This is a genomic window from Rhodococcus sp. 14C212 (assembly GCF_011058195.1).
In the GTDB taxonomy this organism is placed as follows: Bacteria; Actinomycetota; Actinomycetes; order Mycobacteriales; family Mycobacteriaceae; genus Rhodococcus; species Rhodococcus aetherivorans.
In genome coordinates, this window is record NZ_JAALEH010000035.1 from 1 (window position 1) to 23,043 (window position 23,043).

22 protein-coding genes and 1 pseudogene are annotated in these 23,043 nt (G+C 71.9%); 18 read left to right on the forward strand and 5 right to left on the reverse strand.

The features are described 5' to 3' along the window. From G6038_RS16390 to G6038_RS16440, 11 genes and pseudogenes are all read left to right on the forward strand, one after another. Positions 1 to 452, forward strand: a pseudogene (locus tag G6038_RS16390) (redox-sensing transcriptional repressor Rex); the annotation flags it as partial. Continuing rightward, positions 449 to 1,903 carry a glutamyl-tRNA reductase gene (locus tag G6038_RS16395; protein WP_165038894.1) on the forward strand — a complete coding sequence of 485 codons (1,455 nt, stop codon included), beginning with the start codon at positions 449 to 451 and terminating at the stop codon, positions 1,901 to 1,903. The pseudogene G6038_RS16390 and the gene G6038_RS16395, both read left to right, overlap by 4 nt. Next, entirely contained in the window at positions 1,900 to 2,913 is a 1,014-nt protein-coding gene (gene hemC, locus G6038_RS16400; protein ID WP_165038895.1) for a hydroxymethylbilane synthase, read from the forward strand. The genes G6038_RS16395 and hemC overlap by 4 nt, the downstream gene beginning before the upstream one ends. Before the next feature lie 63 nt (positions 2,914 to 2,976). Then, complete coding sequence (locus G6038_RS16405; protein WP_165038896.1) at positions 2,977 to 4,542, forward strand: bifunctional uroporphyrinogen-III C-methyltransferase/uroporphyrinogen-III synthase; 1,566 nt, start codon at positions 2,977 to 2,979, stop codon at positions 4,540 to 4,542. 72 nt (positions 4,543 to 4,614) lie between these two features. Further along, positions 4,615 to 5,592, forward strand: coding sequence for a porphobilinogen synthase (gene hemB, locus G6038_RS16410; RefSeq protein WP_165038897.1), 978 nt, complete (start codon positions 4,615 to 4,617; stop codon positions 5,590 to 5,592). An 80-nt stretch (positions 5,593 to 5,672) separates the two neighbouring features. Then, positions 5,673 to 6,152 carry a hypothetical protein gene (locus G6038_RS16415; RefSeq protein ID WP_165038941.1) on the forward strand — a complete coding sequence of 160 codons (480 nt, stop codon included), beginning with the start codon at positions 5,673 to 5,675 and terminating at the stop codon, positions 6,150 to 6,152. Positions 6,153 to 6,355: 203 nt separating this feature from the next. Next, complete coding sequence (locus G6038_RS16420) at positions 6,356 to 6,841, forward strand: hypothetical protein (protein ID WP_165038898.1); 486 nt, start codon at positions 6,356 to 6,358, stop codon at positions 6,839 to 6,841. A 25-nt stretch (positions 6,842 to 6,866) separates the two neighbouring features. Further along, complete coding sequence (locus G6038_RS16425; protein WP_165038899.1) at positions 6,867 to 7,151, forward strand: metal-sensitive transcriptional regulator; 285 nt, start codon at positions 6,867 to 6,869, stop codon at positions 7,149 to 7,151. A gap of 22 nt (positions 7,152 to 7,173) precedes the next feature. Continuing rightward, positions 7,174 to 8,328 (forward strand): PQQ-dependent sugar dehydrogenase, encoded by a 1,155-nt coding sequence (locus G6038_RS16430; RefSeq protein ID WP_165038900.1) that lies wholly within the window; start codon positions 7,174 to 7,176, stop codon positions 8,326 to 8,328. A gap of 172 nt (positions 8,329 to 8,500) precedes the next feature. Beyond that, entirely contained in the window at positions 8,501 to 9,640 is a 1,140-nt protein-coding gene (locus G6038_RS16435; protein WP_165038901.1) for a PQQ-dependent sugar dehydrogenase, read from the forward strand. A 12-nt stretch (positions 9,641 to 9,652) separates the two neighbouring features. Further along, the gene (locus tag G6038_RS16440; RefSeq protein WP_165038902.1) at positions 9,653 to 10,498 is read left to right on the forward strand and encodes a cyclase family protein; all 846 of its coding nucleotides are present in this window, start codon (positions 9,653 to 9,655) and stop codon (positions 10,496 to 10,498) included. Between the two features lie 21 nt (positions 10,499 to 10,519). Here G6038_RS16440 and G6038_RS16445 read toward each other — a convergent pair whose 3' ends face one another. Continuing rightward, positions 10,520 to 12,457, reverse strand: coding sequence for an acyl-CoA dehydrogenase (locus tag G6038_RS16445; protein ID WP_165038903.1), 1,938 nt, complete (start codon positions 12,455 to 12,457; stop codon positions 10,520 to 10,522). Between the two features lie 10 nt (positions 12,458 to 12,467). After that, a complete protein-coding gene (locus tag G6038_RS16450) occupies positions 12,468 to 13,340 on the reverse strand; it encodes an ATP-binding protein (protein WP_240918536.1) in 873 nt (290 codons plus the stop codon). 298 nt (positions 13,341 to 13,638) lie between these two features. Here G6038_RS16450 and hemL point away from each other — a divergent pair, with 298 nt between their 5' ends. From hemL to G6038_RS16470, 4 genes are read left to right on the forward strand one after another with little or no spacing between them, the layout of a single operon-like run. After that, complete coding sequence (gene hemL, locus G6038_RS16455; RefSeq protein WP_165038904.1) at positions 13,639 to 14,961, forward strand: glutamate-1-semialdehyde 2,1-aminomutase; 1,323 nt, start codon at positions 13,639 to 13,641, stop codon at positions 14,959 to 14,961. A 50-nt stretch (positions 14,962 to 15,011) separates the two neighbouring features. Beyond that, on the forward strand, positions 15,012 to 15,662 hold the full coding sequence (locus G6038_RS16460; RefSeq protein WP_165038905.1) for a histidine phosphatase family protein: 651 nt from the start codon (positions 15,012 to 15,014) through the stop codon (positions 15,660 to 15,662). After that, positions 15,659 to 16,276 (forward strand): TlpA disulfide reductase family protein, encoded by a 618-nt coding sequence (locus G6038_RS16465; RefSeq protein ID WP_165038906.1) that lies wholly within the window; start codon positions 15,659 to 15,661, stop codon positions 16,274 to 16,276. Before G6038_RS16460 ends, G6038_RS16465 begins: the two co-directional genes overlap by 4 nt. A gap of 52 nt (positions 16,277 to 16,328) precedes the next feature. Further along, a complete protein-coding gene (locus G6038_RS16470; protein ID WP_165038942.1) occupies positions 16,329 to 17,189 on the forward strand; it encodes a cytochrome c biogenesis CcdA family protein in 861 nt (286 codons plus the stop codon). 34 nt (positions 17,190 to 17,223) lie between these two features. Here the strand turns inward: G6038_RS16470 and G6038_RS16475 are convergent, their stop codons facing one another. Further along, complete coding sequence (locus G6038_RS16475) at positions 17,224 to 18,375, reverse strand: RNA-guided endonuclease TnpB family protein (RefSeq protein ID WP_165038943.1); 1,152 nt, start codon at positions 18,373 to 18,375, stop codon at positions 17,224 to 17,226. Positions 18,376 to 18,491: 116 nt separating this feature from the next. On the opposite strand from G6038_RS16475, the gene G6038_RS16480 reads away from it, so the two are divergent. From G6038_RS16480 to G6038_RS16490, 3 genes are read left to right on the forward strand one after another with little or no spacing between them, the layout of a single operon-like run. After that, positions 18,492 to 20,174, forward strand: coding sequence for a cytochrome c biogenesis protein ResB (locus tag G6038_RS16480; protein ID WP_165038907.1), 1,683 nt, complete (start codon positions 18,492 to 18,494; stop codon positions 20,172 to 20,174). Continuing rightward, on the forward strand, positions 20,171 to 21,154 hold the full coding sequence (gene ccsB, locus G6038_RS16485; RefSeq protein WP_165038908.1) for a c-type cytochrome biogenesis protein CcsB: 984 nt from the start codon (positions 20,171 to 20,173) through the stop codon (positions 21,152 to 21,154). Before G6038_RS16480 ends, ccsB begins: the two co-directional genes overlap by 4 nt. 53 nt (positions 21,155 to 21,207) lie before the next feature. Next, positions 21,208 to 22,380 carry an AAA family ATPase gene (locus G6038_RS16490; protein ID WP_346772837.1) on the forward strand — a complete coding sequence of 391 codons (1,173 nt, stop codon included), beginning with the start codon at positions 21,208 to 21,210 and terminating at the stop codon, positions 22,378 to 22,380. Here G6038_RS16490 and G6038_RS16495 read toward each other — a convergent pair. Further along, positions 22,362 to 22,562, reverse strand: coding sequence for a hypothetical protein (locus G6038_RS16495; RefSeq protein WP_346772838.1), 201 nt, complete (start codon positions 22,560 to 22,562; stop codon positions 22,362 to 22,364). The two genes, G6038_RS16490 and G6038_RS16495, sit on opposite strands and share 19 nt — an antisense overlap. A gap of 130 nt (positions 22,563 to 22,692) precedes the next feature. Continuing rightward, a complete protein-coding gene (locus G6038_RS16500) occupies positions 22,693 to 22,902 on the reverse strand; it encodes a BldC family transcriptional regulator (RefSeq protein WP_006935908.1) in 210 nt (69 codons plus the stop codon). Between the last annotated feature and the right edge of the window lie 141 nt (positions 22,903 to 23,043).

The window sequence follows — 23,043 nt, forward strand, 5'->3', positions numbered from 1 at the left end:
CGCGGGTGGGGAACCTGGCCATCCGCCACGTCGACGGGCTCGAAGCGGCCGCCCGCGAACTCGGTGCCACGATCGGCGTCATCGCCACCCCGGACGACGCCGCCCAGGGTGTGTGCGACCTGCTGGTGCGCTCCGGTGTCCGGTCCGTGCTGAGCTTCGCCTCGGCACCCCTCGAGGTGCCCGACCATGTCGAGGTCCGGCGGGTCGACCTGTCCGTGGAAATGCAGGTCCTCTCGTTCCACAGCGCCCGCAACGACGCGCTCGCCCAGGTGGCGGGCGGCAGTCACGCGGGCCTGACCGACACCCGGCGCGCCGCGTCGGGTGAATCACGACGGGCCGCCTCCGGCGCGTCCCGGCTCACCGCGCCGAGCGCGAACGGGCACACCGCATCAGGAACGCCGAGCCCAGTGGCCTCGGCAGCGACAAGAAACGGATCGGTGATTGCGCCGTGAGTGTTCTCCTCGTCGGGCTCTCGCACAGGACCGCGCCCGTCCCGGTTCTCGAGAAGGTCGCCGTCACCGACACCGACCGACCCAAGCTGACCGACAAGATGATGGCCTCCGACCACATCTCGGAGGCGATGATCGTCTCCACCTGCAACCGGGTGGAGATCTACGCGGTGGTCGACGCGTTCCACGGTGCGCTGGCCGACGTCAGCGAGCTCATGGCCGAGCACTCGGGCCTGACCCTCGTCGATCTGCACAAGCACGCGTACGTGCGCTACAGCGAGGCGGCCGCCGAGCATCTGTTCGCCGTGGCCAGCGGCCTGGACTCCATGGTGGTCGGCGAGCAACAGATCCTCGGCCAGATCCGGACCGCCTACGCGAGCGCCGACGCCCAGCAGGCCGCCGGCCGGGCCCTGCACGAGCTGGCCCAGCAGGCGCTGCGCGTGGGCAAGCGGGTGCACACCGAAACCGGCATCGACGCGGCGGGTGCGTCCGTCGTGTCGGTGGCGCTGGACAAGGCCGCGACATCGCTCGACGGTCTCGCCGGCCGCACCGCCGCCGTGATCGGCGCGGGCGCGATGGGCGGGCTCGCCGTCGCGCACCTCACCCGCGCCGGAATCGGGCGCATCGTGGTGGTCAACCGGACCCGCGAGCGCGCCGAGCGGCTCGCCGAGACCGCACGCGGCAACGGGGTCGAGGCCGACGTCATGCCGTTCGAGCGGCTCGCCGCCGCGTTGTCGCAGGCCGATGTGGCCGTCACCTGCACGGGGGCCGTCGGTACGGTCGTCACCCTCGCCGACGCGCACCGGGCCCTCGCCCAGCCCGAGCGCAGCACCCGCCCGCTGGTGATCTGCGATCTCGGCCTGCCGCGCGACGTGGAGCCCGCCGTCTCGGGTCTGCCCGGCGTCACCGTCTTCGACATGGAGTCGCTGCAACGCGATCCCGCGGCCGGGGCCGCCGCCTCCGACACCGAGGCCGCTCGCTCGATCGTCGCCGCCGAACTCGCCGACTACCTCGCTTCCCAGCGCCTCGCCGAGGTCACCCCCACCGTCACCGCCCTGCGCCAGCGCGCCGCCGAGGTCGTCGAGGGCGAACTGCTGCGGCTCGAGTCCCGGTTGCCGGGGCTCGACGACGGCCAGCGCGGGGAGGTCGCCCGCACGGTGCGCCGCGTCGTGGACAAGCTGCTGCACGCGCCGACGGTGCGCGTCAAGCAACTGGCGTCCACCCCCGGCGGCGACCAGTACGCCGAGGCGCTGCGCGAGCTGTTCGAACTGCGTCCGGGTGCCGCCGAGGCCGTCGCCACCCCGGTGGCGAAGGAACTCGGCGCGCTGCCCGACGTGACCGGCGCGACCGATCTCTCGGCCGCGCTGGATCCGGCCGTCACCACGGAGCTGCAGTCTCCCCGGAAGCAGTTTCCCGGGCCGCTGGGGGCTCCCCGAGAGGAAAGGCAGGCATGAGCGCCGAGGTCGCATCGGACACCCGGATCGAAGCCGGGACCGGCAGCCGCACGCTGCGGATCGGAACGCGCGGCAGCCTGCTGGCGACCACGCAGGCGGGCACCGTCCGGGACGCGCTGATCGCCGCCGGCCATCCCGCCGAGCTGGTCGTCATCACCACCAAGGGCGACGTGACCGCCGGCCCGGTCGAGCGGATCGGCGTCGGCGTCTTCACCGCCGAGCTGCGCGAGGCGCTGCTCGCCGGCGACGTCGACCTGGCCGTGCACTCGTACAAGGACCTGCCGACCGCGCAGGATCCGCGTCTGGTGATCGCGGCCGTGCCGCCGCGTGAGGATCCGCGCGACGCGCTCGTCGCCCGCGACGGCCTGGTGCTCGGCGAACTGCCGCCCGGCTCTCGCGTGGGCACCTCCGCGCCGCGACGGCGTGCCCAGCTCGCGGCCATGGGCCTGGGCCTCGACATCCAGCCGCTGCGCGGGAACATCGACACCCGGCTCGGCAAGGTCGCATCCGGCGAACTGGACGCCATCGTCATCGCCCGGGCAGGGCTGTCACGCATCGGCCGCCTCGACCGGATCACCGAGTCGCTCGAGCCGGTGCAGATGCTGCCGGCGCCCTCCCAGGGGGCCCTCGCGGTCGAATGCCGCGCCGGGGACACCGCACTGATCGAGATCGTCGCCGGCCTCGACGACCGCGCCAGTCGCGTCGCGGTCGTCGCCGAACGGGCCCTGCTCGCCGAGCTCGAGGCCGGCTGTACCGCCCCGGTGGGGGCCGTTGCCGAGGTCGTCGAATCCCTCGACGACGACGGCCGCGTGATCGAGGAGCTGTCCGTGCGCGGCTGCGCCGCCGCCCTGGACGGCTCGGACGTGCTGCGCGCGAGCGCCGTCGGCGACCCCGACCGCGCGGAGGAGCTGGGCCGGGCGGTGGCCCGCGAGTTGCTCGACCGCGGTGCGCGCGAGCTGATGACCAGCCGTGCGGACGACGCGCCGGAACAGGGCACCGCAGATGTTTGACGCCCTCCGTCCGTACCCCAGGTTTCCCCTTACCGCAGATTTGACCGCACTGGAGAATGACCGATGAGCCGAGTCCGTAAGCACAATCCCGGACGGATCCTGTTCGTGGGAGCGGGGCCGGGCGACCCGGCTCTGCTGACCGTGCGAGCCCGCGACGTGCTCGCGGGCGCGACGATCGCCTTCACCGACCCCGACGTCGACAAGGGGGTGGTCGCGCTCGTCGGGACCACCGCCGCCCGGGACCCGGAGACCGGGGAGCCCGTCACCGAGGTGCGTCCCGCGCTGGGCGAGCCCACCGAGGTCGCCAAGACCCTCGTCGCGGAGGCGAAGAACGGCCACGACGTCGTGCGCCTCGTCGCCGGTGACCCGCTGACCACTGACTCGGTGATCGCCGAGGTCAACGCCGTCGCCCGCACGCAGGTGGCGTTCGAGGTCCTGCCGGGCCTGACCCCCGGCTCGGCCGTGCCGAGCTACGCGGGCATGGCCCTGGGCTCGTGTCACACCGAGGTCGACGTGCGCGGCGAGGTGGACTGGGCGGCGCTCGCCGCCGCGCCGGGCCCGCTGGTGCTGCACGCCACGTCCGGTCACCTCGCGGAGACCGCCAGCGCCCTCGTCGAGCACGGGCTGGCGCCGCAGACCCCCGCGGCGATCACCGTCCGTGGCACGACCCGTCAACAGCGCACCGTCGAGGCCACCCTCGCCACGCTCAACGATGCCGGCTCCGAGTTGGTGGGGCCGCTCATCGTCACCGTCGGCAAGATCGTCTCGCAGCGCGGCAAGCTCTCGTGGTGGGAGTCCCGCGCGCTGTACGGCTGGACGGTGCTGGTGCCGCGCACCAAGGAGCAGGCCGGGGAGATGAGCGAGCGGCTCGTCGCGCACGGCGCCATCCCGATCGAGGTGCCGACCATCGCCGTCGAGCCGCCCCGCAGCCCGGCCCAGATGGAGCGGGCCGTCAAGGGTCTCGTGGACGGCCGCTACCAGTGGGTGGTGTTCACCTCCACCAACGCGGTGCGCGCGGTGTGGGAGAAGTTCGAGGCGTTCGGTCTCGACGCACGCGCCTTCTCGGGCGTGAAGATCGCGTGTGTCGGGCAGGCGACGGCGGACAAGGTGCGCTCGTTCGGGATCACCCCCGAGCTGGTGCCCGCCGGGGAGCAGTCCAGCGAGGGCCTGTTGGCCGAGTTCGCCCCGTACGACGACGTTTTCGACCCGGTCAACCGGGTGCTGCTGCCGCGCGCCGACATCGCCACCGAGACCCTCGCGGAGGGGCTGCGCGAGCGGGGCTGGGAGATCGACGACGTGACGGCCTACCGCACGGTGCGGGCAGCGCCGCCGCCGGCCGAGACCCGCGAGATGATCAAGACCGGGGGGTTCGACGCGGTGTGCTTCACCTCGTCCTCGACGGTCCGCAACCTCGTGGGTATCGCCGGTAAGCCGCACGCGCGCACCATCGTCGCGTGCATCGGGCCGAAGACCGCGGAGACCGCGATCGAGTTCGGCCTGCGGGTGGACGTGCAGCCGGAGACCGCCCAGATCGGCCCCCTGGTGGAGGCGCTCGCCGAGCACGCCGCCCGGCTGCGGGCCGAGGGTGCGCTGCCGCCGCCCCGCAAGAAGTCCCGCGCCCGCCGCTGACCCACCGTGCGCGGTTCCGGTGGCTGCCGCTACCGGAACCGCGCACGGCTTGCCTGGAAGGTGAGTCCGCCGATGTATCCCGATGTCCGTCCCCGCAGGCTGCGCACCACCCCGGCCATGCGCCGGCTGGTCGCCGAAACCTCCCTCGAGCCACGGCATCTGGTGCTGCCGATGTTCGTCGCCGACGGGCTCGACGCGCCGCGTGAGATTCCCTCGATGCCCGGCGTGTACCAGCACACCCCCGATTCGCTGCCGGCCGCGGCGACCGCCGCGGTCGAGGCCGGTGTCGGCGGGCTGATGCTCTTCGGCGTGCCGCGGGCCGAGGACAAGGACGCCCGCGGGTCCGGCGGCACCGACCCGGAGGGCGTGCTCAACCGCGCGTTGCGCGACCTGCGCGCCGAACTCGGCGACGCGACGGTCCTGATGGCCGACACGTGCCTCGACGAGTTCACCGACCACGGTCACTGCGGCGTCCTGAGTGCTTCGGGTGAGGTGGACAACGACGCGACGCTCGAGCGGTATGCGGAGATGGCCGTCGCGCAGGCCGAGGCGGGCGCGCACCTGCTCGGTCCGAGCGGGATGATGGACGGCCAGGTGGCGTCGATCCGGGCGGCGCTCGACGCCGCGGGGCATCAGGACGTGGGGCAGATCGCGTATTCCGCGAAGTACGCGTCGGCGTTCTACGGGCCGTTCCGCGACGCGGTGGGTTCCTCGCTCGAGGGTGATCGCCGCACCTACCAGCAGGATCCGGCGAACCGCCGGGAGGCGCTGCGCGAAGTCGATCTCGATCTCGCCGAGGGCGCCGACCTGGTGATGGTCAAGCCGGCGATGTCGTACCTCGACGTGCTGCGCGAGGTCGCGGACCGCTCGGACGTGCCCGTCGCGGCGTATCAGATCTCCGGCGAGTACGCGATGATCACCGCCGCCGCGCAGAACGGCTGGATCGACCGGGACGCGGCAATACTGGAGTCGGTGACGAGCATCCGCCGCGCCGGCGCCGACATCGTGCTCACCTACTGGGCGGCCGAGGTCGCGGGCCGGCTCACGTGAGCACGCCCGAACCGTCGCAGTGGCCCGGGCCGCCGGTCACGCCGCCCGGGGCGGCTGCGGGGGAGCGGCGCCCCACCCCCGTGGACGTGGAGACCGCGTTCCAGCTGTGGTGTGCGGTCGCGGTCCTGGGCCTGGTGTACCTCGGTGCGAGCGTGGCGCTGATGTGGGAGCGCAGGGACGAGTTCGTCGATCAGATGACCGCCGAGCTGGCCCGGCAGACGCCCCCGGTGGAGATGCCCCGGGAGTCGGTGGAGTCGTTGCTGCCGTTGGGTTTCGGGATCACGGCCGTCCTGGGCCTGGCGTTCACCGGGCTGTTCCTGCTCGTGGTCCTCGCGATGCGCCGCGGCCGGAACTGGGCGCGCATGCTGCTCACGATGATCGGCGTCTTCCTGACCTTCACGGCGATCCCCACGGTGTTCGGCGTCGGGGCACTGGGTGGGGGGGCCGGCCTCGTGATCGGTCTCGTGAGCATCCTGCAGGGGGTGTGCTCGGTCGGGGCGATCGTGCTCATGCACCGTCGCGAGCCGAACCTGTACTTCCTTCGGTTGCCCCCGAGCTGACCCGACGGACACGCGGAGTACGGTGTCTGACGACCCACGGCCCGCGCGGTCGTTCCGACGAGCGAAGAGGACTTTCATGCAGGTGGAGCCCCGGCCCTATGGTCGTCGTCGTGAGCTGGTTCTGATCGGCCTCATCGCCGTCCTGGGTGTGGTGACACTGGTGCTGGTCGTCGTTCCGGGCATGCTCAGCGCCTGACCGCGACGTGAGCGAGCCGGCCGAGTCCCGATTCCACGAGCCCGGTGCGCGTTGGCGCACCGTGGCGCTCGGCCCGGTGCTCTGCGTCGTCGTGCTCGTCGTGGAGCTGATGACCGGGCCGGTGGTCCACTGGGTCTCCCTGCCGGTGATCGCTCTCGTCCTCAGCGGTTTCGCGTACGTGACGGTCGTCGCGGCCCGGCGGCACGTGAGCGTGGAGCTGACCGCGACGACGCTGCGCCTCGGCACCGAGGAACTGCCGCTCGAGGAGATCGACGCGGTGCTGCCCGCGGCCGATCCCCGGGCCCGTGATCCCGAGCGCTGGGAGACGGCCCGGACGCTCGGGGAGCTGTCGAACGTGCCGCGAGGTCGCACGGCCGTCGGCCTGCGGTTGCGCGGCGGCGCCCTGGTGCGGGCGTGGGCCAGGGATCACGAGCGGTTGCGATCCGAACTCGAAACGGTGCTGGCCGAGCGCGCCGATCCACCCTTGCTTTAATACCCCCTAGGGGTACGATGCGGTTATGGCCGGATACACCCCGCACCAGGAGGACCTGCTCAAGCGCCTGCGCCGCATCGAGGGACAGGTTGCGGGCATTGCCCGGATGGTCGAGGACGACCGCTACTGCATCGACGTCCTGACCCAGGTTTCCGCCGTCACCAAGGCCCTGCAGACGGTCTCGCTCAAGCTGCTGGACGCGCACCTGGCCGGCTGCGTCGTCGACGCCGCCCGGCAGGGCGGCCCGGAGGCCGACGCGAAGATCCAGGAGGCCTCGGACGCGATCGCCCGCCTCGTTCTCAAACCCTGATCGCCCGAGGAGCCCGATCGGCATGCGGATCGCCCACGGACTGTGCGCTGCCGGGCTGGCGTGCGTCCTGACGGCGTGTGCGCCGGAGGAGCCCGCGCGGACGGTGCTCTCGGGTACGCCGAGCGCGATCCCCGAGTCGGCGGCCGCGCCGCGGGTCACCGTCACCACCGTCGTCGACGGTCTCGACCATCCGTGGGATGTGGTGCAGGCCCCCGACGGGACGCTGCTGACCGGTGAACGGTCGGGCCGGTTCGTCGTCCGGCGGCCCGACGGGCGCGTCGAGGAACTGCGCGCCGACCTGCCGGACCTGTACGCGGTGGGGGAGACCGGACTCATGGGCGTCGCGCTCGCCCTCGACTTCGAGTCCAGCCGCACCGTCTACGCGTGCCAGGGGCACCGCGACCCCGACGACGTCCGCGTCTACGCCTGGACCGTCGATCCCGGCTGGACCACGATGACGCGGCAGCGCACCCTCGTCGACGGCCTGCCGGTCGCCCGCGGCGGGCGCCACGCCGGCTGCCGGATCCTCGCGCACCCCGACGGCACCCTGTACATCGGCACGGGCGACGCCACCCGCCCGGCGGCGCCGCAGGATCCGGCCGGCCTCGGCGGCAAGGTGCTGCACCTGAACCCCGACGGGTCGCCGGCGCCCGGCAACCCGGACCCGCGCAGCGTCGTGTTCACCCTCGGCCACCGCAACGTGCAGGGGCTGGCGCTGCAGCCCGGCACCGGACGGCTCTACTCGGTGGAGCAGGGCAGCAGCCGCGACGACGAGGTCAACCTGCTCGTGCCGGGCGGCAACTACGGCTGGCGCCCCGACCGCGAACCCGGCACGTACGACGAGTCGGTGCCCATGACCGATCCCGATCGCGTGCCCGGCGCGATCCCGGCGGTGTGGAGTTCCGGATCGCCCACCATCGCCACCCCCGGGCTGGCGTTCGCGGCCGGGCCGGCGTGGGGCCCGTGGTCCGGTGCGCTCGTCGTCAGCAGCCAGCAGGACGAGAAGCTGCTGCTGCTGCGCCTGTCCGAGGACGGCCGCAGCGTGACCGAATCGACCGAACTGCTCGAGGGGGAGTACGGCCGTCTGCGGTCGCTCACCCCGTTGCCCGACGGCTCGCTCCTCGTCACCACCGACAACGGCTCCGACGACAAGATTCTGCAGGTTGCTCCCGGCTAGCGCCCCTGGATCGACGCGCCGCGCGGTTCCGGCCCGCGCACCGGCTCCGGTCGGTCCCGGCGGACGCCTCCGCCGCGGAACCCGAACGAATCCGGCGCCGACGCGCGTGTCGTCGCCGTCCGGCGTATCGCCTTCCGTAACATCGCCGGGACCCGGCGAAGAGGAGACGCGCGTGCGAATCCCGAGGAGGTGCGCGGCGGCGATCGCGGCGGGCGTGCTCGCGGCAGGGGCGCCGAGCGCCCACGCGGCCCCACCCGAGGCGGGCGCGCTGCCGGTGCTGACCGTGACGCCGCTGATGGAGGGGCTGAGCAAGCCCTGGGACGTCGTCGCCGCGCCGGACGGGACGATCCTCACCGGAGAACGCAAGGGCCGCTTCGTGGTCCGCGACCCGGACGGTGACGTCCGCGACGTGCGCGCCGACCTGTCCGACCTGTACGCCGAGGGCGAGACCGGTCTGATGGGACTGGCGCTGGCACCGGATTTCGGGACGAGCCGGATCCTCTACAGCTGTCAGGGTCGTCGCGGCCCCGACGGCACCGACATCCGCGTGCAGTCCTGGACGGTCGATGCCGGATGGACGGAATTGACCCGTGGTGCCACCGTGCTCGCCGGCATCCCGGTCGGGCAGGGCGGCCGTCACGGCGGCTGCCGGCTGCTCGCCCACCCCGACGGATCGCTGTACGTCGGAACGGGCGACACCGCCCACCCCCAGGTTCCTCAGGACCGGAACAGCCTGGGCGGCAAGGTGCTCCACATCGATCCCGACGGCACTCCCGCGGCGGGCACCCCCGATCCGGACAGCCCGGTGTTCACTCTCGGCCACCGCAACGTGCAGGGTCTGGCGCTGCGTCCCGGCACCGGCGAGCTCTATGCGGTCGAGCAGGGCACCGGCCGTGACGACGAGGTGAATCTGCTGCTGCCGGGCGGCAACTACGGCTACCGGCCCGACCGCCTTCCGCTCGTCTACGACGAGTCGGTGCCCATGACCGACCCGGCCCGCGTGCCGGGTGCGATCGGGGCCGTGTGGGGTTCCGGCGCCCCCACCCTCGCGACTCCGGGCGGCACGTTCGTCGCCGGTGCCGGCTGGAACGGGTGGGACGGTGCGCTGGTGATCACGAGCCAACAGCAGGAGAAACTGCTGTTCCTCGAACTCACCGCCGACGGCCGCGCGGTGGACGAGACCGCGACCGCGCTCGAGGGCCGGTTCGGCCGGTTGCGGTCGGTGACCGCGCGGCCCGACGGGGCGCTGCTCGTCACGACGGACAACGGAAGCGGCGACCGCGTCCTGCTGGTGGAACCTGCCGCCGACTGAGAGGGCGAGACGATGTGCTCACCGACGGTGCTCGACCGGGTGTATCGCGAGATCCGGGACACCCGGGGGCGATTCGGTCGCCGCTCCTTCCTCGCCGCAGTGGGCGTGACCGCCGCGGGCCTCGCCGCGACGCCCGCCGCGCGCGCCGGCGGGCACACCACTCCCGTGCGGGCCGACGCGGTGATCGACCTGACCCACACGCTGACCCCGCAGTTCCCGGTGTGGCCCGGCAACGAGCAGTTCACGATGCGCCCCGTCGCAACGCTCGACCTCGGGCGTTTCGCCGTCAACGAGCTGTCGCTGTGGGAGCACACCGGCACCCATCTCGATGCCCCGGCCCACATCGTGCGCGGCGGCGCCACCGTCGAGGCGCTGCCGGTGCGCGATTTCGTGGCCCCGCTCGCCGTCGTCGACATCGCCGGCAAGGCCGCGCAGGACGACGACGCCGTGGTCACCGTCGCCGACGTGGCGGCCTGGGAGCAGCAACACGGCCCGATCCCGGCAGGCGCGTTCGTCGCGATGCACTCGGGCTGGGAGGCCCGCCTCGCCGACCCCGCCCGCTTCGTCAACGCCGACGCGCTGCGCATCCCGCACGCGCCGGGCTTCGACCGTGACGCCGTCCGGATGCTCGTGCACGAACGGAACGTCGTGGGGCTCGGCGTCGACACCCTGAGCATCGACCGGGCGAGCAGCAGCGACTTCGGCGCCCACGTGGAGCTGCTCGGCGCGGGCCGCTACGGCATCGAGGCGATGGCGAATCTCGCGGCGGTGCCGCCGCGCGGCGCGACCGTCGTCGTCGGCGCACCCAAGCACGTCGGCGGCACCGGCGGACCGTGCCGGGTGCTGGCACTGGCCTGATCCGCGCACCCGGCCCGGCAGTCAGCCGAGGCGACCGGCGTCCGTGCCCGGACCGTCGAGCATCGCCGACCCGAGCAGGTGCTCCGGCACGCCGAGACCCTCGACGAGCGTCGTCACGTGCGGGCGCAGGGTCCGGCAGCGTTCGTTGATGCCGCGTGACACGGCCTTCGCCCGCTCCACCGACAGCTGCCGGTGCTCCATGTACCAGGCCTTGTCCTCGTCGATGACGCTCAGCGCGTACAGGTCGCACAGGTCCGACAGCAGCTCGCGGGCCGCCTCGTCGGGACACGAGTCGATCCCCGCGACGAACGCCTCGAGCACGACCCGGTCGATGTGGGCGTGCGCGGCGTGCAGCACGTGGTCCTGCACGAAGTTGAACGCGTCGAACATGTTCTCCTCGCGGTTCGACGCGGCCTGCAGCCGCCGCGCCGCCGTCGAGAGCAGGTACTGCTCACGGGACTCGAACATCGCCATCTGCGTGCCCCGGTCGAAGAGGCTGCCGTCCTCCTCGTTGTCCTTCCGGGTGTCGACGAGGGTCTGGAGGATCTGCTGCGCGGCGGTGCGCTTCTTGACGATGTCCGACACCGTGACGGCGGCGAACTTCATCCACTCCACGGGGCTCATCCCGCGGACCTCGTCCGCGTAGGCGGTGAGCAGCTCCTTCGCGACGAGCTGGGTGAGCACGTGGTTGTCGCCCTCGAAGGTGGTGAACACGTCGGTGTCCGCCTTCAACGCCGTCAGCCGGTTCTCGGCCATGTATCCGGCGCCGCCGCAGGCCTCGCGGCACTCCTGGATGGCGCGCGTCGCGTGGGCGGTGTTGGCGACCTTCAGTCCGGCGGCCCGGCCCTCGAGCTCACGCTGCTCCTGGGGGTCGACGTCGTCGACGGGCGTGGTCTGGATCCGGTCCATGGTCGAGACCAGCTCGTTCTGCGCGAAGGTCAGCGCGTACGACCTCGCGATGAGCGGCAGCAGGCGGCGCTGATGCACCAGGTAGTCCATCAGCAGCACCTCGTTCTCGTCGCCCGGCGCGCTGAATTGGCGGCGCTGCAACGCGTACCGCGTCGCGATCGACAGCGCCACGCGGGCCGCGGCACCCGCCGAGCCGCCGACGGTGACCCGGCCCCGCACGAGCGTGCCCACCATGGTGAAGAAGCGGCGGTTCGGGTTCTCGATAGCCGAGACATAGGTGCCGTCGGGCTCGACGTCGGCGTACCGGTTGAGCAGGTTCTCCCGCGGGATCCGCACGTGGTCGAACATGAGCCGCCCGTTGTCCACGCCCGGCAGGCCGCCCTTGTGGCCGCAGTCGGAGGTGGTGACGCCGGGCAGGTCGTCGCCGTTCTCGTCGCGGATCGGCACGACGAAGCAGTGCACGCCCTGGGACTTGCCCCCGGTGATCAGCTGCGCGAACACCGCGGCGACCGTCGCGTGCTGCGCCGCGCCGCCGATGTAGTCCTTGCGTGAGGACGGGGTGGGGGAGTGGATCACGAACTCCTCGGTGCCCGGGTCGTACGACGCCGTCGTCTCGAGCGACTGGACGTCGGAGCCGTGGCCGGTCTCGGTCATCGCGAAACAGCCGAGCAGATCGAGGTCGATGAGCGGGCCGATGTAGCGCTCGTGGTGGCGGGCCGTGCCGAGATTCTCGATCGCGCCGCCGAACAGGCCCCACTGCACCCCGGCCTTGACCATCAGCGACAGGTCCGACATGGCGAGCATCTCGATCGACGCCACTGCGCCGCCGGCGTCGCCGCCCCCACCCACCGCCTTGGAGAAGCCCGCCCGGGCATAGCCGGATTCGGCGAGCATCCGCATCTGCTTCAACGTGACCGCCCGGGCCGCGTCCAGGTCCGGCGTGTAGTGCGGGGCGAACTCGGGCCGGTCCAGATCCGCGCGGGCCCGCTCGCGCGCCTGCCGCCACGCGCCGTCCAGGGTGATGCGGATGTGCTCAGCTGTGGTCGTCATGGACTTGACACTAGGACGATTCGGGCCCCTCGTGTGGGTATGTGAGAACGCCGGTATCGGCTGCAGGATGCGCCCGGTCCGTCGGGACGTCCGCGCCGCCTTCCGGACTGACCCGCGTCCCCACGCGGGCCAGCAGGGGGGTCGGGGCGATCGGTCCCGCGAAGAGGGCCTGGCCCAGCCCGAACGTCGTGGCGCGGTGCAGCATCGCCGGCGGGACGTGCGAGAACAGGTGTGCGAGCTCCTCGATGTCGGTGCTGCCGTTCATGCGCATCAGCAACAGGTTGTCGCACTGGGACACGACATTCGGATGCACCTTCCCGGGGCGCTGCGTGGCGACGAACAGGTGCAGCCCGAACTTGCGGCCCTCGCCGGCGATGACCACCCCCAGATCCGCGGTGCTCGACGACAACGGGTCCGCCGTGACCGACGGCAGGATGTTGTGCGCCTCGTCCACCACCAGGAGCATCGGCAGGCGGCGCCGCCGCAGCATCCACAGCCGGCTCAGCAGACCGAGCGACACCGCGGCCCGCTCGCCGGGGGAGTTCAGGCTGCCGAGATCGATCACGAAGCACCGGCCCGCCGTCATGTCGAGCTCGGCGGCCGAGCGTTCATCCCCTCGTCGCCACAGTTCCCACGACGCGATGCCCAGGTTGTCGATGCGGGTCGCGAGGCGCGCGGTCGCGGGGTCTGCCGCCGCCGCGGACCGCACGTCCGCGACCGAGTAGGGGACGGCGAGGGAGGCGGTGACGCGGCGCAGCGCCGAGTACTCGTCGAGGTCGTGCACCGGGTCCAGGCGCAGCAGCAGCGCCTGCGCGACGAGGGGAAGGTCGCTGAGATCCAGGCACAGCAGGTGGTCGGAGCCGGTGCCGCGGGCCCGCACCACCCGCACTCCGGTCGCGGCCTCGCAATGTGCGCACGCTGCGGACCTGCACGGCGAGGCGGCGCCCGTCGGCGAGTTCGATGACTGCGAACCCGCCGACCTCGACACCGACGTCCAACGGTCCGGTGAGAAGTACCTCACGGCCGTCGGCGGACAACGCAGCGGTGACCACCCGGAAACGGTCCGCGAGGGCGATCCGGACGTCGTCGAACGAGACCGTGGTCACATTCCTACCGGAACCACCGCCGTTGCAGGGTCCACGCCTTTTGGCAAATCCCGCGAAACTGGGACACTGGAGGTCGTGACTGCGACCCCCGATGCATCTCGCGCCCGCGACTCCGTATCCACCGCACTGTTCGACCGGGCGTCGAAGGTGATTCCCGGGGGTGTGAACTCTCCGGTCCGCGCATTCGGATCGGTCGGCGGTACCCCGCGCTTCGTCGCGTCCGCCTCGGGCTACACGCTGATCGACGTGGACGGCAATTCCTATGTCGACCTGGTGTGTTCGTGGGGGCCGATGATCCTCGGCCACGCGCACCCGGCGGTCGTCGACGCGGTGTGCAGCGCCGCCACGACGGGCCTGTCGTTCGGCGCGCCGACGGCCGGTGAGGTGGAACTCGCCGAGGAGATCGTGGCGCGCATCGAGCCCGTCGAGCAGGTCCGGCTCGTCAACTCGGGTACCGAGGCGACGATGAGTGCGGTGCGGCTGGCCCGCGGATTCACCGGCCGAACCAAGATCGTCAAGTTTGCGGGCTGTTATCACGGTCACGTCGACGCCCTGCTCGCCGATGCCGGCTCCGGCGTCGCCACCTTCGGGCTGCCGACGTCGCCGGGTGTGACCGGTGCGCAGGCCGAGGACACCATCGTCGTGCCGTACAACGACCTCGAGGCGGTGCGCGCGGCGTTCGCGGCCGACCCGGGGAACATCGCCGCGGTGATCACCGAGGCCGCGGCCGGCAACATGGGCACCGTCCCGCCGCTGCCGGGCTTCAACGCCGGCCTGCGCGAGCTGACCCGCGAGCACGGCGCGCTGCTGATCATGGACGAGGTGATGACGGGGTTCCGGGCGGGACCGGCCGGCTGGTACGGCATCGACGGTGTCGCCGGCGACCTCATGACGTTCGGCAAGGTGATGAGCGGCGGCCTGCCCGCGGCCGCGTTCGGCGGCCGCGCCGACGTCATGGCCCACCTCGCGCCGGCGGGGCCCGTCTACCAGGCCGGCACCCTGTCGGGTAATCCGGTCGCCGTCGCCGCCGGGCTGGCCAGCCTGCGCGCCGCCGACAGCGACGCCTACGCCGCGCTCGACCGCAACGCCACCACCCTCGGACGGATGATCGGCGAGGCCCTCACGGCCGAGGGCGTCGCGCACCGGGTCCAGTTCGCCGGCACCATGCTCAGCGTCTTCTTCACCGAGGACCCGGTCACCGACTACGCGCAGGCCAAGGCCGCGCAGACGTGGCGGTTCCCGGCGTTCTTCCACGCTCTGCTCGACCACGGCGTCTACGCCCCGCCGAGCGCGTTCGAGACGTGGTTCGTCTCCTCCGTGCTCGACGACGACGCGTTCTCCCGCATCGCCGACGCACTGCCGCACGCGGCGAAGGCCGCGGCGGCCGCCACCGTCTGAGCGGGCCCGCCCACGCCACCACACCCGACGCACACCCGAGGAATCCCCACGTGACCGAACCTGCCCCGTCCGAGACCCGCACCATCGTGCACGTGCTCCGGCACGGCGAGGTGCACAACCCCAGCGGCATCCTCTACGGCCGTCTGCCCGGCTTCCGGCTGTCCGTGACCGGAGAGGCGCAGGCGCGGTCGGTGGCCTCGGTCCTCGCCGACCACGACATCGCGCACATCGTCGCCTCCCCCCTCGAGCGGGCCCAGCAGACCGCCCAGCCGATCGCGGACAAGCACGGCCTGCCGGTCGCGACGGACGACAACCTCGTCGAGGCGGGCAACCAGTTCGAGGGCCTGCGGGTCGCCGTCGGCGACGGGGCGCTGAGCCGGCCGCGGCACTGGTGGAAACTGCGCGACCCCTTCACCCCGTCGTGGGGAGAGCCCTATCTGCAGATCGCGCACCGCATGCTCGCCGCGGTCAACGCCGCCCGCGTCGCCGCGGTGGGCCGGGAGGCGGTGTGCGTCAGCCACCAACTGCCCGTGTGGACGCTGCGCCGCTTCCTCGAGGGCGAGCGGCTGTGGCACAACCCGCAGCACCGCCAGTGCAGTCTCGCGTCGCTGACCTCGCTGGTGTATCAGGGCGACACCCTCGTCGACATCGTCTACTCCGAACCGGCCGGGGCCTCGGACCCGACCGTCCACGGCGCATGAGGCGCCGGGCCACGCGACGGGCGGCGCTGGCGGCGGCGGCGCTGGCCTGCGGCCTCACCCTCACGTCGTGCGCCACCGGTGACGACGCCGTCGCCACCGGCGGCACCTTCGACTTCGTCTCGCCCGGTGGGCAGACCCGGATCTTCTACGACCCGCCCCCGGACCGCGGCACCCTCGGTGCCCTGTCCGGCGAGGACCTGATGAACGAGGGGCAGACCCTGTCGCTCGACGACTACGCCGGCCAGGTGGTCGTGCTCAACGTGTGGGGCCAGTGGTGCGCCCCGTGCCGCAGCGAGGCCGACGACCTCGAGCAGGTCTACGAGGCCACCAAGGATCAGGGCGTGCAGTTCCTCGGCATCAACGTCCGCGACAACCAGCGCGACAAGGCCCAGGATTTCGTCGTCGACAACCGGGTGGGCTACCCGTCGATCTACGACCCGTCGATGCGCTCGCTGCTCGCCCTGGGGGCGAACTACCCGACCTCGGTCGTCCCCACCACGGTCGTCCTCGACCGTGACCACCGCGTCGCCGCCGTGTTCCTCACCGAACTGCTCGCGAGCGATCTGCAGCCGGTCGTCGAGCGCGTCGCCGCGGAAACTCCGTCCGAGCAGTGACATGGGTGGTGCAGTGACATGGGTGGTGCAGTGACATGGGTGGTGCAGTGACATCGGTGGTGCAGTGGTGACCAGTAATCCGCTCCTGAGCGAGGCCGTCCTCGCCGCGGGCATCGGGGACACCTTCCAGTCGGTCGCCTCGTCCGGCCCGCTGCTGCTGGCCCTCGGGGCGTGCCTGCTGGCCGGGCTCGTGTCCTTCGCGTCGCCCTGCGTGGTGCCGCTCGTGCCCGGTTACCTGTCCTATCTGGCCGGTGTCGTGGGTGCCGAGGCCCCCGCGGTGACCGCCACCGAGGCGCGCGGGCGCACCACCACCGTCCGCGACGACGGACGCCTGCGCGTCGCCGGCGCCGCCGCGCTGTTCGTCGCCGGATTCACGGTCGTGTTCGTCCTCGCCACCGCCTCGGTGTTCGGCGCGATCTCCGTGCTCTCCGTCAACCGCGAGGTGCTGATGCGGATCGGCGGGGTGGTCACCATCGTGATGGGCCTGGTGTTCGTCGGGCTGATCCCGGCGTTGCAGCGCGACACCCGTCCCGAACCCCGTCGCATCTCCGGACTGGCAGGTGCGCCGCTGCTCGGCGGCGTCTTCGCCCTCGGGTGGACGCCGTGCCTCGGTCCCACGCTTGCCGGGGTGATCTCCCTGGCCGCGGGGACCGAGGGCGCCACCGCCGCGCGGGGCGTCGCGTTGATCGTGGCCTACTGCCTCGGCCTCGGGTTGCCCTTCGTCGTTCTCGCGCTGGGCTCGGCCCGGGCCCTGCGCGGGGTGGGCTGGCTGCGCGCCCACGCCCGCACCGTCCAACTCGTCGGCGGCTTCATGCTCGTGGCCGTCGGAATCGCCCTCGTCACCGGCGCCTGGGACGTGTTCGTCTCCTGGATCCGGGACGCCTTTATTTCCGAGGTCACGCTCCCGATTTAACGCCTCTCCTGCCTGAAGGCGGGAGATTCCGGGCTCAGACCGCAACCGCACCACCGAGGAGGTGATCCGCTTGTCTGACGTTGTCGACACCGGTGTGGCCACGCTCCGCCACAGCCAGAACCTCTCCGTTCCGGTCCCGGCATCCGCTGTAGCCGCAGGCCGGGCACCGGAAGATGCGTTGCTCGAGTCCGAGGGGCTGCTTGGCTCTCACGAAACACCTCGAACACGTCATGCTCGTGTACGCGGGCCGCACAAGCGCCACCTTCCGGCCGGCCCGCCTGCCCCGCTCGACGAGTTCGCGCTTGGTCGCGGCGATCTCCGCATCCGCCCGCTTGCCCGCCATCGTGGACCTGGCCAGGAACCGCGGCCGGAAATCCTCCACCGCGATGAGCCCATGATGCTCGACCACCCGCCGCACCCACACCCGCGCCTCGTGCTTGGTCCGCGCCGCGGCCTTCCGCTGGATCCTCGCCGCCTTCTTATTGGCCTGCCGATACCCCTTCGACGGTGTGGTGCCTTTCCCGCGACGGCGCCGGGCCATCGTGCGTTGCGCCTTCGCCAGCTCCGCCGCGCAGCGGGTGCGGTGCTGCCGGTGCGGCAGATCGAACCGTTCGTCGGTGGTGGTCGCGGTCCGGCTCACCCCCCGGTCGACACCGATCGCCGAACCCTCCGGCGCGTCCGGCAAAGGGACGTTGTCGCGGGTGACGACGAACGAGGCGTACCAGTGCCCCAGCGCATCGCGGGTGATGCGCACACTCGACGGCTCGGACGGCAACTCCCTCGACCACACCACCGCGATGCTGACCCCCTTGGCCGGCACCAACCGGCCCTCGCGCAGGGTGAAGCCGCGGCGGGTGTACTCGAGCGAAGGCAACGCCTTCTTGCGGGCCTTGCACCGCGGCCGGCCCCGACCCTTGATGCGGAACGAGTCGTCCAGGGCCCGGGCGTAGGTCCGCAACGTCTGCTGCTGGGCCACCTGGGATTCGGCCCGCAACCACGACGAATCCTTGCGGGCTCGGGTGAGCAGTGCGCTCAGCTTCCCGAAGGTGGGTTTCGCCCCGGCGTTCTGTTGGTGGACCGCCTCGTTCCACAGGAACCGGCACCGATGCCACTCGTCGAGCAGGGCGCATTCGGCGAGGCGGCCCGGCCGCAGCCGGTAGTTGTAGCGCACCACCTCCACCCCCATGCCCGGCACCGTAGCCGCACCCACCGACACGTTTCCTCGACACCACCCCGATACCGGGAAGGAGGACGGCGTTTTCTCTCCCTCGGGAACGAGGGAGTACCCGCGCCGGACACCATATGACGGCCACCGACACCCCCACCGCGCCACCGTCGCCGACCCCGCCGCCGCGGCAGGGCCCGGCCGGTCGCGCCGCGGCGTTCGTCCGCAACACCTGGCGCGGCCTGACGTCGATGCGCACCGCGCTGGTGCTGCTGTTCCTGCTCGCGCTGGCCGCGATCCCCGGCGCGCTGCTGCCGCAGCGCAGCCTCAACGCCGGCAAGGTCGACGAGTACATCGCCGCTCGCCCGACCCTCGGGCCGCTCCTGGACCGGCTCGAGCTGTTCGACGTGTTCGGCAGCTTCTGGTTCACCGCGATCTACGTGCTGCTGTTCGTCTCGCTGATCGGCTGCATCCTGCCGCGCTGCTCGGAGTACTACCGGGCGCTGCGTACCCGACCCGTGCCGGCGCCGCGCAACCTGTCGCGGCTGCCGCACCACCTCGAGACCGCGGTCGACGCCTCGCCCGAGGAGGTGCTCGCCCGGGTGCGCGGTCAGTTGCGGGGCTGGCGCATCGCCGAGCGCGGCGTGGCGACGACCGCGGGCCGCGGCGCGCGCGACGGCGAGCTCACGCTCTCCGCGGAGAAGGGATATCTGCGCGAGGCCGGCAACCTGCTGTTCCACCTCGCGCTGGTGGGTCTGCTCGCGGCGGTCGCGGTGGGCAAGCTGTTCGGCTACGAGGGCCAGCGCATCCTGGTCGCCAACGGTGAGGAGTTCTGCACGAGCTCGCCGGCGGCGTTCGACTCGTTCCGCGCGGGCAACACCCTCGACGGCACCGGCCTGACTCCGATGTGCATCCGCGTGAAGGACTTCTCCGCGGACTACCTCGACAACGGACAGGCCGAGATGTTCACCTCGAACATCGACTACCAGGCGGGGGCCGACCTGGCGACGAACACCTGGCGCGACGCGCAGCTGCGGGTGAACCACCCGCTGCGGGTCGGTAGCGACCGCGTCTACCTGCAGGGCCACGGCTTCGCACCGTCCTTCACGGTGACGTGGCCGGACGGCGAGACCCGCACCGAGACGCTGCAGTGGCGGCCCGACGACGCGACCACCTTCCTCAGCAGCGGCGCGATGCGGTTCGACCCGCCGGGCGGGATGTACCCGGATCCGGACGAGCGGCGGCGCAACCAGATCGCGATAGAGGGCCTGTTCGCGCCCACCGCGGTGTTCCACGGCAACCTGTTGTCCTCCGGTTACCCGGCGCTGACCGATCCCGCCGTCGCGATCGACATCTACAAGGGCGACACGGGCCTCGACACCGGCACCCCGCAGTCGCTGTTCTCCCTCAACGGTGAGCTGATCAACCAGGGCCGGCTGGTCAAGCAGGACCGGGTGAACCTGTTCGCGGGGGAGAGCGTGACGCTCCCCGACGGGACACAGATCCGCTTCGACGGCGCGACCGATTTCGTGAACCTGCAGGTCTCGCACGACCCGGCGCAGACCTGGGTGCTGGTTTCGGCGATCACGATGATGGTGGGGCTACTGGTGTCGTTGCTGATCAAGCGCCGCCGGATCTGGGTGCGGGCCTACCCGGCCGGTACAGTGGCCGACGGGGAACGACGTACCGTAGTAGAACTCGGTGGTCTCGCCCGGACCGACCAGGCCGGATGGGGTGACGAGTTCGAGCGTCTGACCGGCCGACTGCTCGGCGACTACACGACCGCACGTGCGAAGGCAGCACAGGAGAAGAAGGCATGACCCTCAACGAGACCCTCGCGCAGTACAGCGACTGGGCATTCGAATCGGCGTTCGCGGTGCTGGTGCTCGCGCTGGTGCTGCTGATCGCCGAGTACGCCTCGCACCGGGCCGATCTCGTCGCCGAGCGCGAGCGCGCGCTCGTCGCCGTCGGCGCGGCCGGCGAGCCGCCCTCGGCGCCGGACGGTCCGGGCCGGGTGGAGGAGCCGCGGGGCCGGACGCTGTCCGAGCGTCTCGGCAACATGGGGCGCGCGCTCGTCGTCGTGGTGGCCGCCCTGCAGGTCACGTCGATCGTGCTGCGCGGCCTGTCCACCGAACGCTTCCCGCTCGGCAACATGTACGAGTTCGTGTCGATGGCCTGCGCCGCGGCGGTGCTGTTCGGCCTGGTGGTGCTGCGCCGGCCGGCCTACCGGATCATGTGGGTCTACCTGCTCGTGCCGGTGTTGATCCTGATGTTCCTCGCGGCGACCGTGCTGTACGCCGACGCCGCGCCCGTCGTGCCTGCCCTGCAGTCGTTCTGGCTGCCCATCCATGTGACCATCATCAGCGTCGGCAGCGGCATCTTCCTGGTCTCCGGGGTCGCCAGCCTGCTGTTCCTGCTGCGCATCCGGTTCCCGAAGGGCGAGGAGGGCCGCGGCGTGTTCGGCCGGATCGCCGAGCGCCTGCCCGACGCGCAGACCCTGGACCGTCTCGCCTACCGCACCACCATCATCGGGTTCCCGCTGTTCGGTGCCGGGATCATCCTCGGCGCGATCTGGGCCGAGGCCGCCTGGGGCCGGTTCTGGGGCTGGGATCCCAAGGAGACCGTCTCGTTCATCACCTGGGTGATGTACGCGGCGTACCTGCACGCTCGCGCGACGTCGGGCTGGCGCAACACGCGTGCGGCCTGGATCAACGTCGCCGGCTTCGTCGCCATGCTGTTCAACCTCTTCATCATCAACATGGTCGTCTCCGGTCTGCACTCGTACGCCGGCCTGACCTGATCTGTTATCGTCCGCGTCGGCCGGGCCGTGGGGGACCGGGGACGGGGGACGACGTGGTGCCGGAGGACGGCGAGTGGGCGGGGACGGCGCAGCCGTCGGCGCGGGATCTGGACGCATCGCTTCTCGTGAGCCGGGTGCAGCCGGCGCCCGCGCGGGGGTGGCGCCGGGCCGTGTACCGCGGCACCGGCGGGCGCATCGATCCCGGCGACAGCCGACGGGGCCGGCAGCGTCGCGAACTGGTCGAGCAGGTGCGCGGACCGCTGCACGGCTGCTACCGGATCGCGCTGCTGAGCCTGAAGGGCGGAGTCGGTAAGACCACCACCACGGTCACGCTCGGATCGACGTTCGCGTCGTTGCGGGGCGACCGGGTGGTTGCGGTGGACGCCAACCCCGACCGGGGGACACTCAGCCAGAAGGTCGCCGACCGAACGTCCGGCACGGTGCGCACGCTGCTGCGCGACGAGGCGCACATCCACCGCTACGGCGACGTCCGGGCCCACACCTCACAGAACCGGCATCGGCTCGAGGTGCTGGCCTCGGACAGCGACCCGGCCGTCTCGGAGGCGTTCAGCGCGCGAGACTACGAGCGGGCACTGGCAATCCTCGAACGGTTCCACAACCTCGTGCTCACCGACTGCGGCACGGGACTGATGCACTCGGCGATGCGCGCAATCCTCGAGAACGCGGACACGCTGGTGGTCGTCAGCTCCGGATCGGTGGACGGTGCGCGGAGCGCCTCGGCGACGCTGGACTGGCTCGACGCCCACGGCTACCGGGACCTCGTGGCCCGCTCGGTGGCGGTGGTCAACGCCGTGCGGCCCCGGTCCGGCAAGGTGGACGTGGACCGGCTGGTCGAGCACTTCGCGCGGCGCTGCCGCGCCGTCCATGTGCTGCCGTTCGATCCGCACCTCGAGGAGGGTGCGGAGGTGGACCTGGCCCGGCTGCAGCCACGCACCCGGCGAGCGCTGCTGGAACTCGCGGCGGGGGTCGCCGCCGACTTCCCGCGTCGCGGCCACCGGGGCGAGCGCAGCGACGGGGCAGGTGACCGGGGCGAGCGCAGCGACGGGACAGGTGACCGGGGCGAGCGCAGCGACGGGACAGGTGACCGGGGCGAGCGCAGCGACGGGACAGGTGACCGGGGCGAGCGCAGCGACGGGACAGGTGACCGGGGCGAGCGCAGCGACGGGGCAGGCCACTCGGCCGGAGTTCAGTCTCCGGGGTCCTGATCGGGTCCGGGGGTGCCGTCGGCGGACTTACGCCGGAATTCCCGGTCGACCTTCCACAGGAAGTCCGGGTCGTCGTCGGGTCCGATCACGCGGGTCGGCCGGGAGCGAAGGTCGGGACCGAACGCTTTCCACAGCAGCACCGCAATCGTGAGGGCACCGACTATGGCCAACAGGTAGAGCACCACGCACCTCCTCGCCGCGAGCAGTCTGCCGGCGTTTCCGCAGCCGGCCGGGCCTGCTCCTTCAGTCTATTCGTAGTGGCGAGAGCGCCGATGTGGCCTGGGTCCCCGACGATGCCTCCGGCTCCTCGGATCAGCGGGTGGCTTCGGTGGTGAGGGAGCGCAGCAGCGCGAGTACCTCGGATTCCCGGAAGCGGCGGTGACCGCCGGGGGTGCGCAGCGAGCCGAGCCGGCCGGCGTGGGCCCAGCGGGTGACCGTCTTCGGGTCCACGTGGAACAGTGCCGCGACCTGGCCGGGGGTCAGCAGAGATTCCTTCGCGCCGTTGAATGCGGGTGCGCTCATCGATGGTCCTTCCGGGTGTTTCGTCTCGTTCGGATCGACGTGGCCATGTTGACACCGAACACCCCGGTTGCTCGAACGGTCTACGGTTGGTAAAGCGGAAGTAATAGACAAAACGGACGGTCGACCAGGAGGGTGCCAACA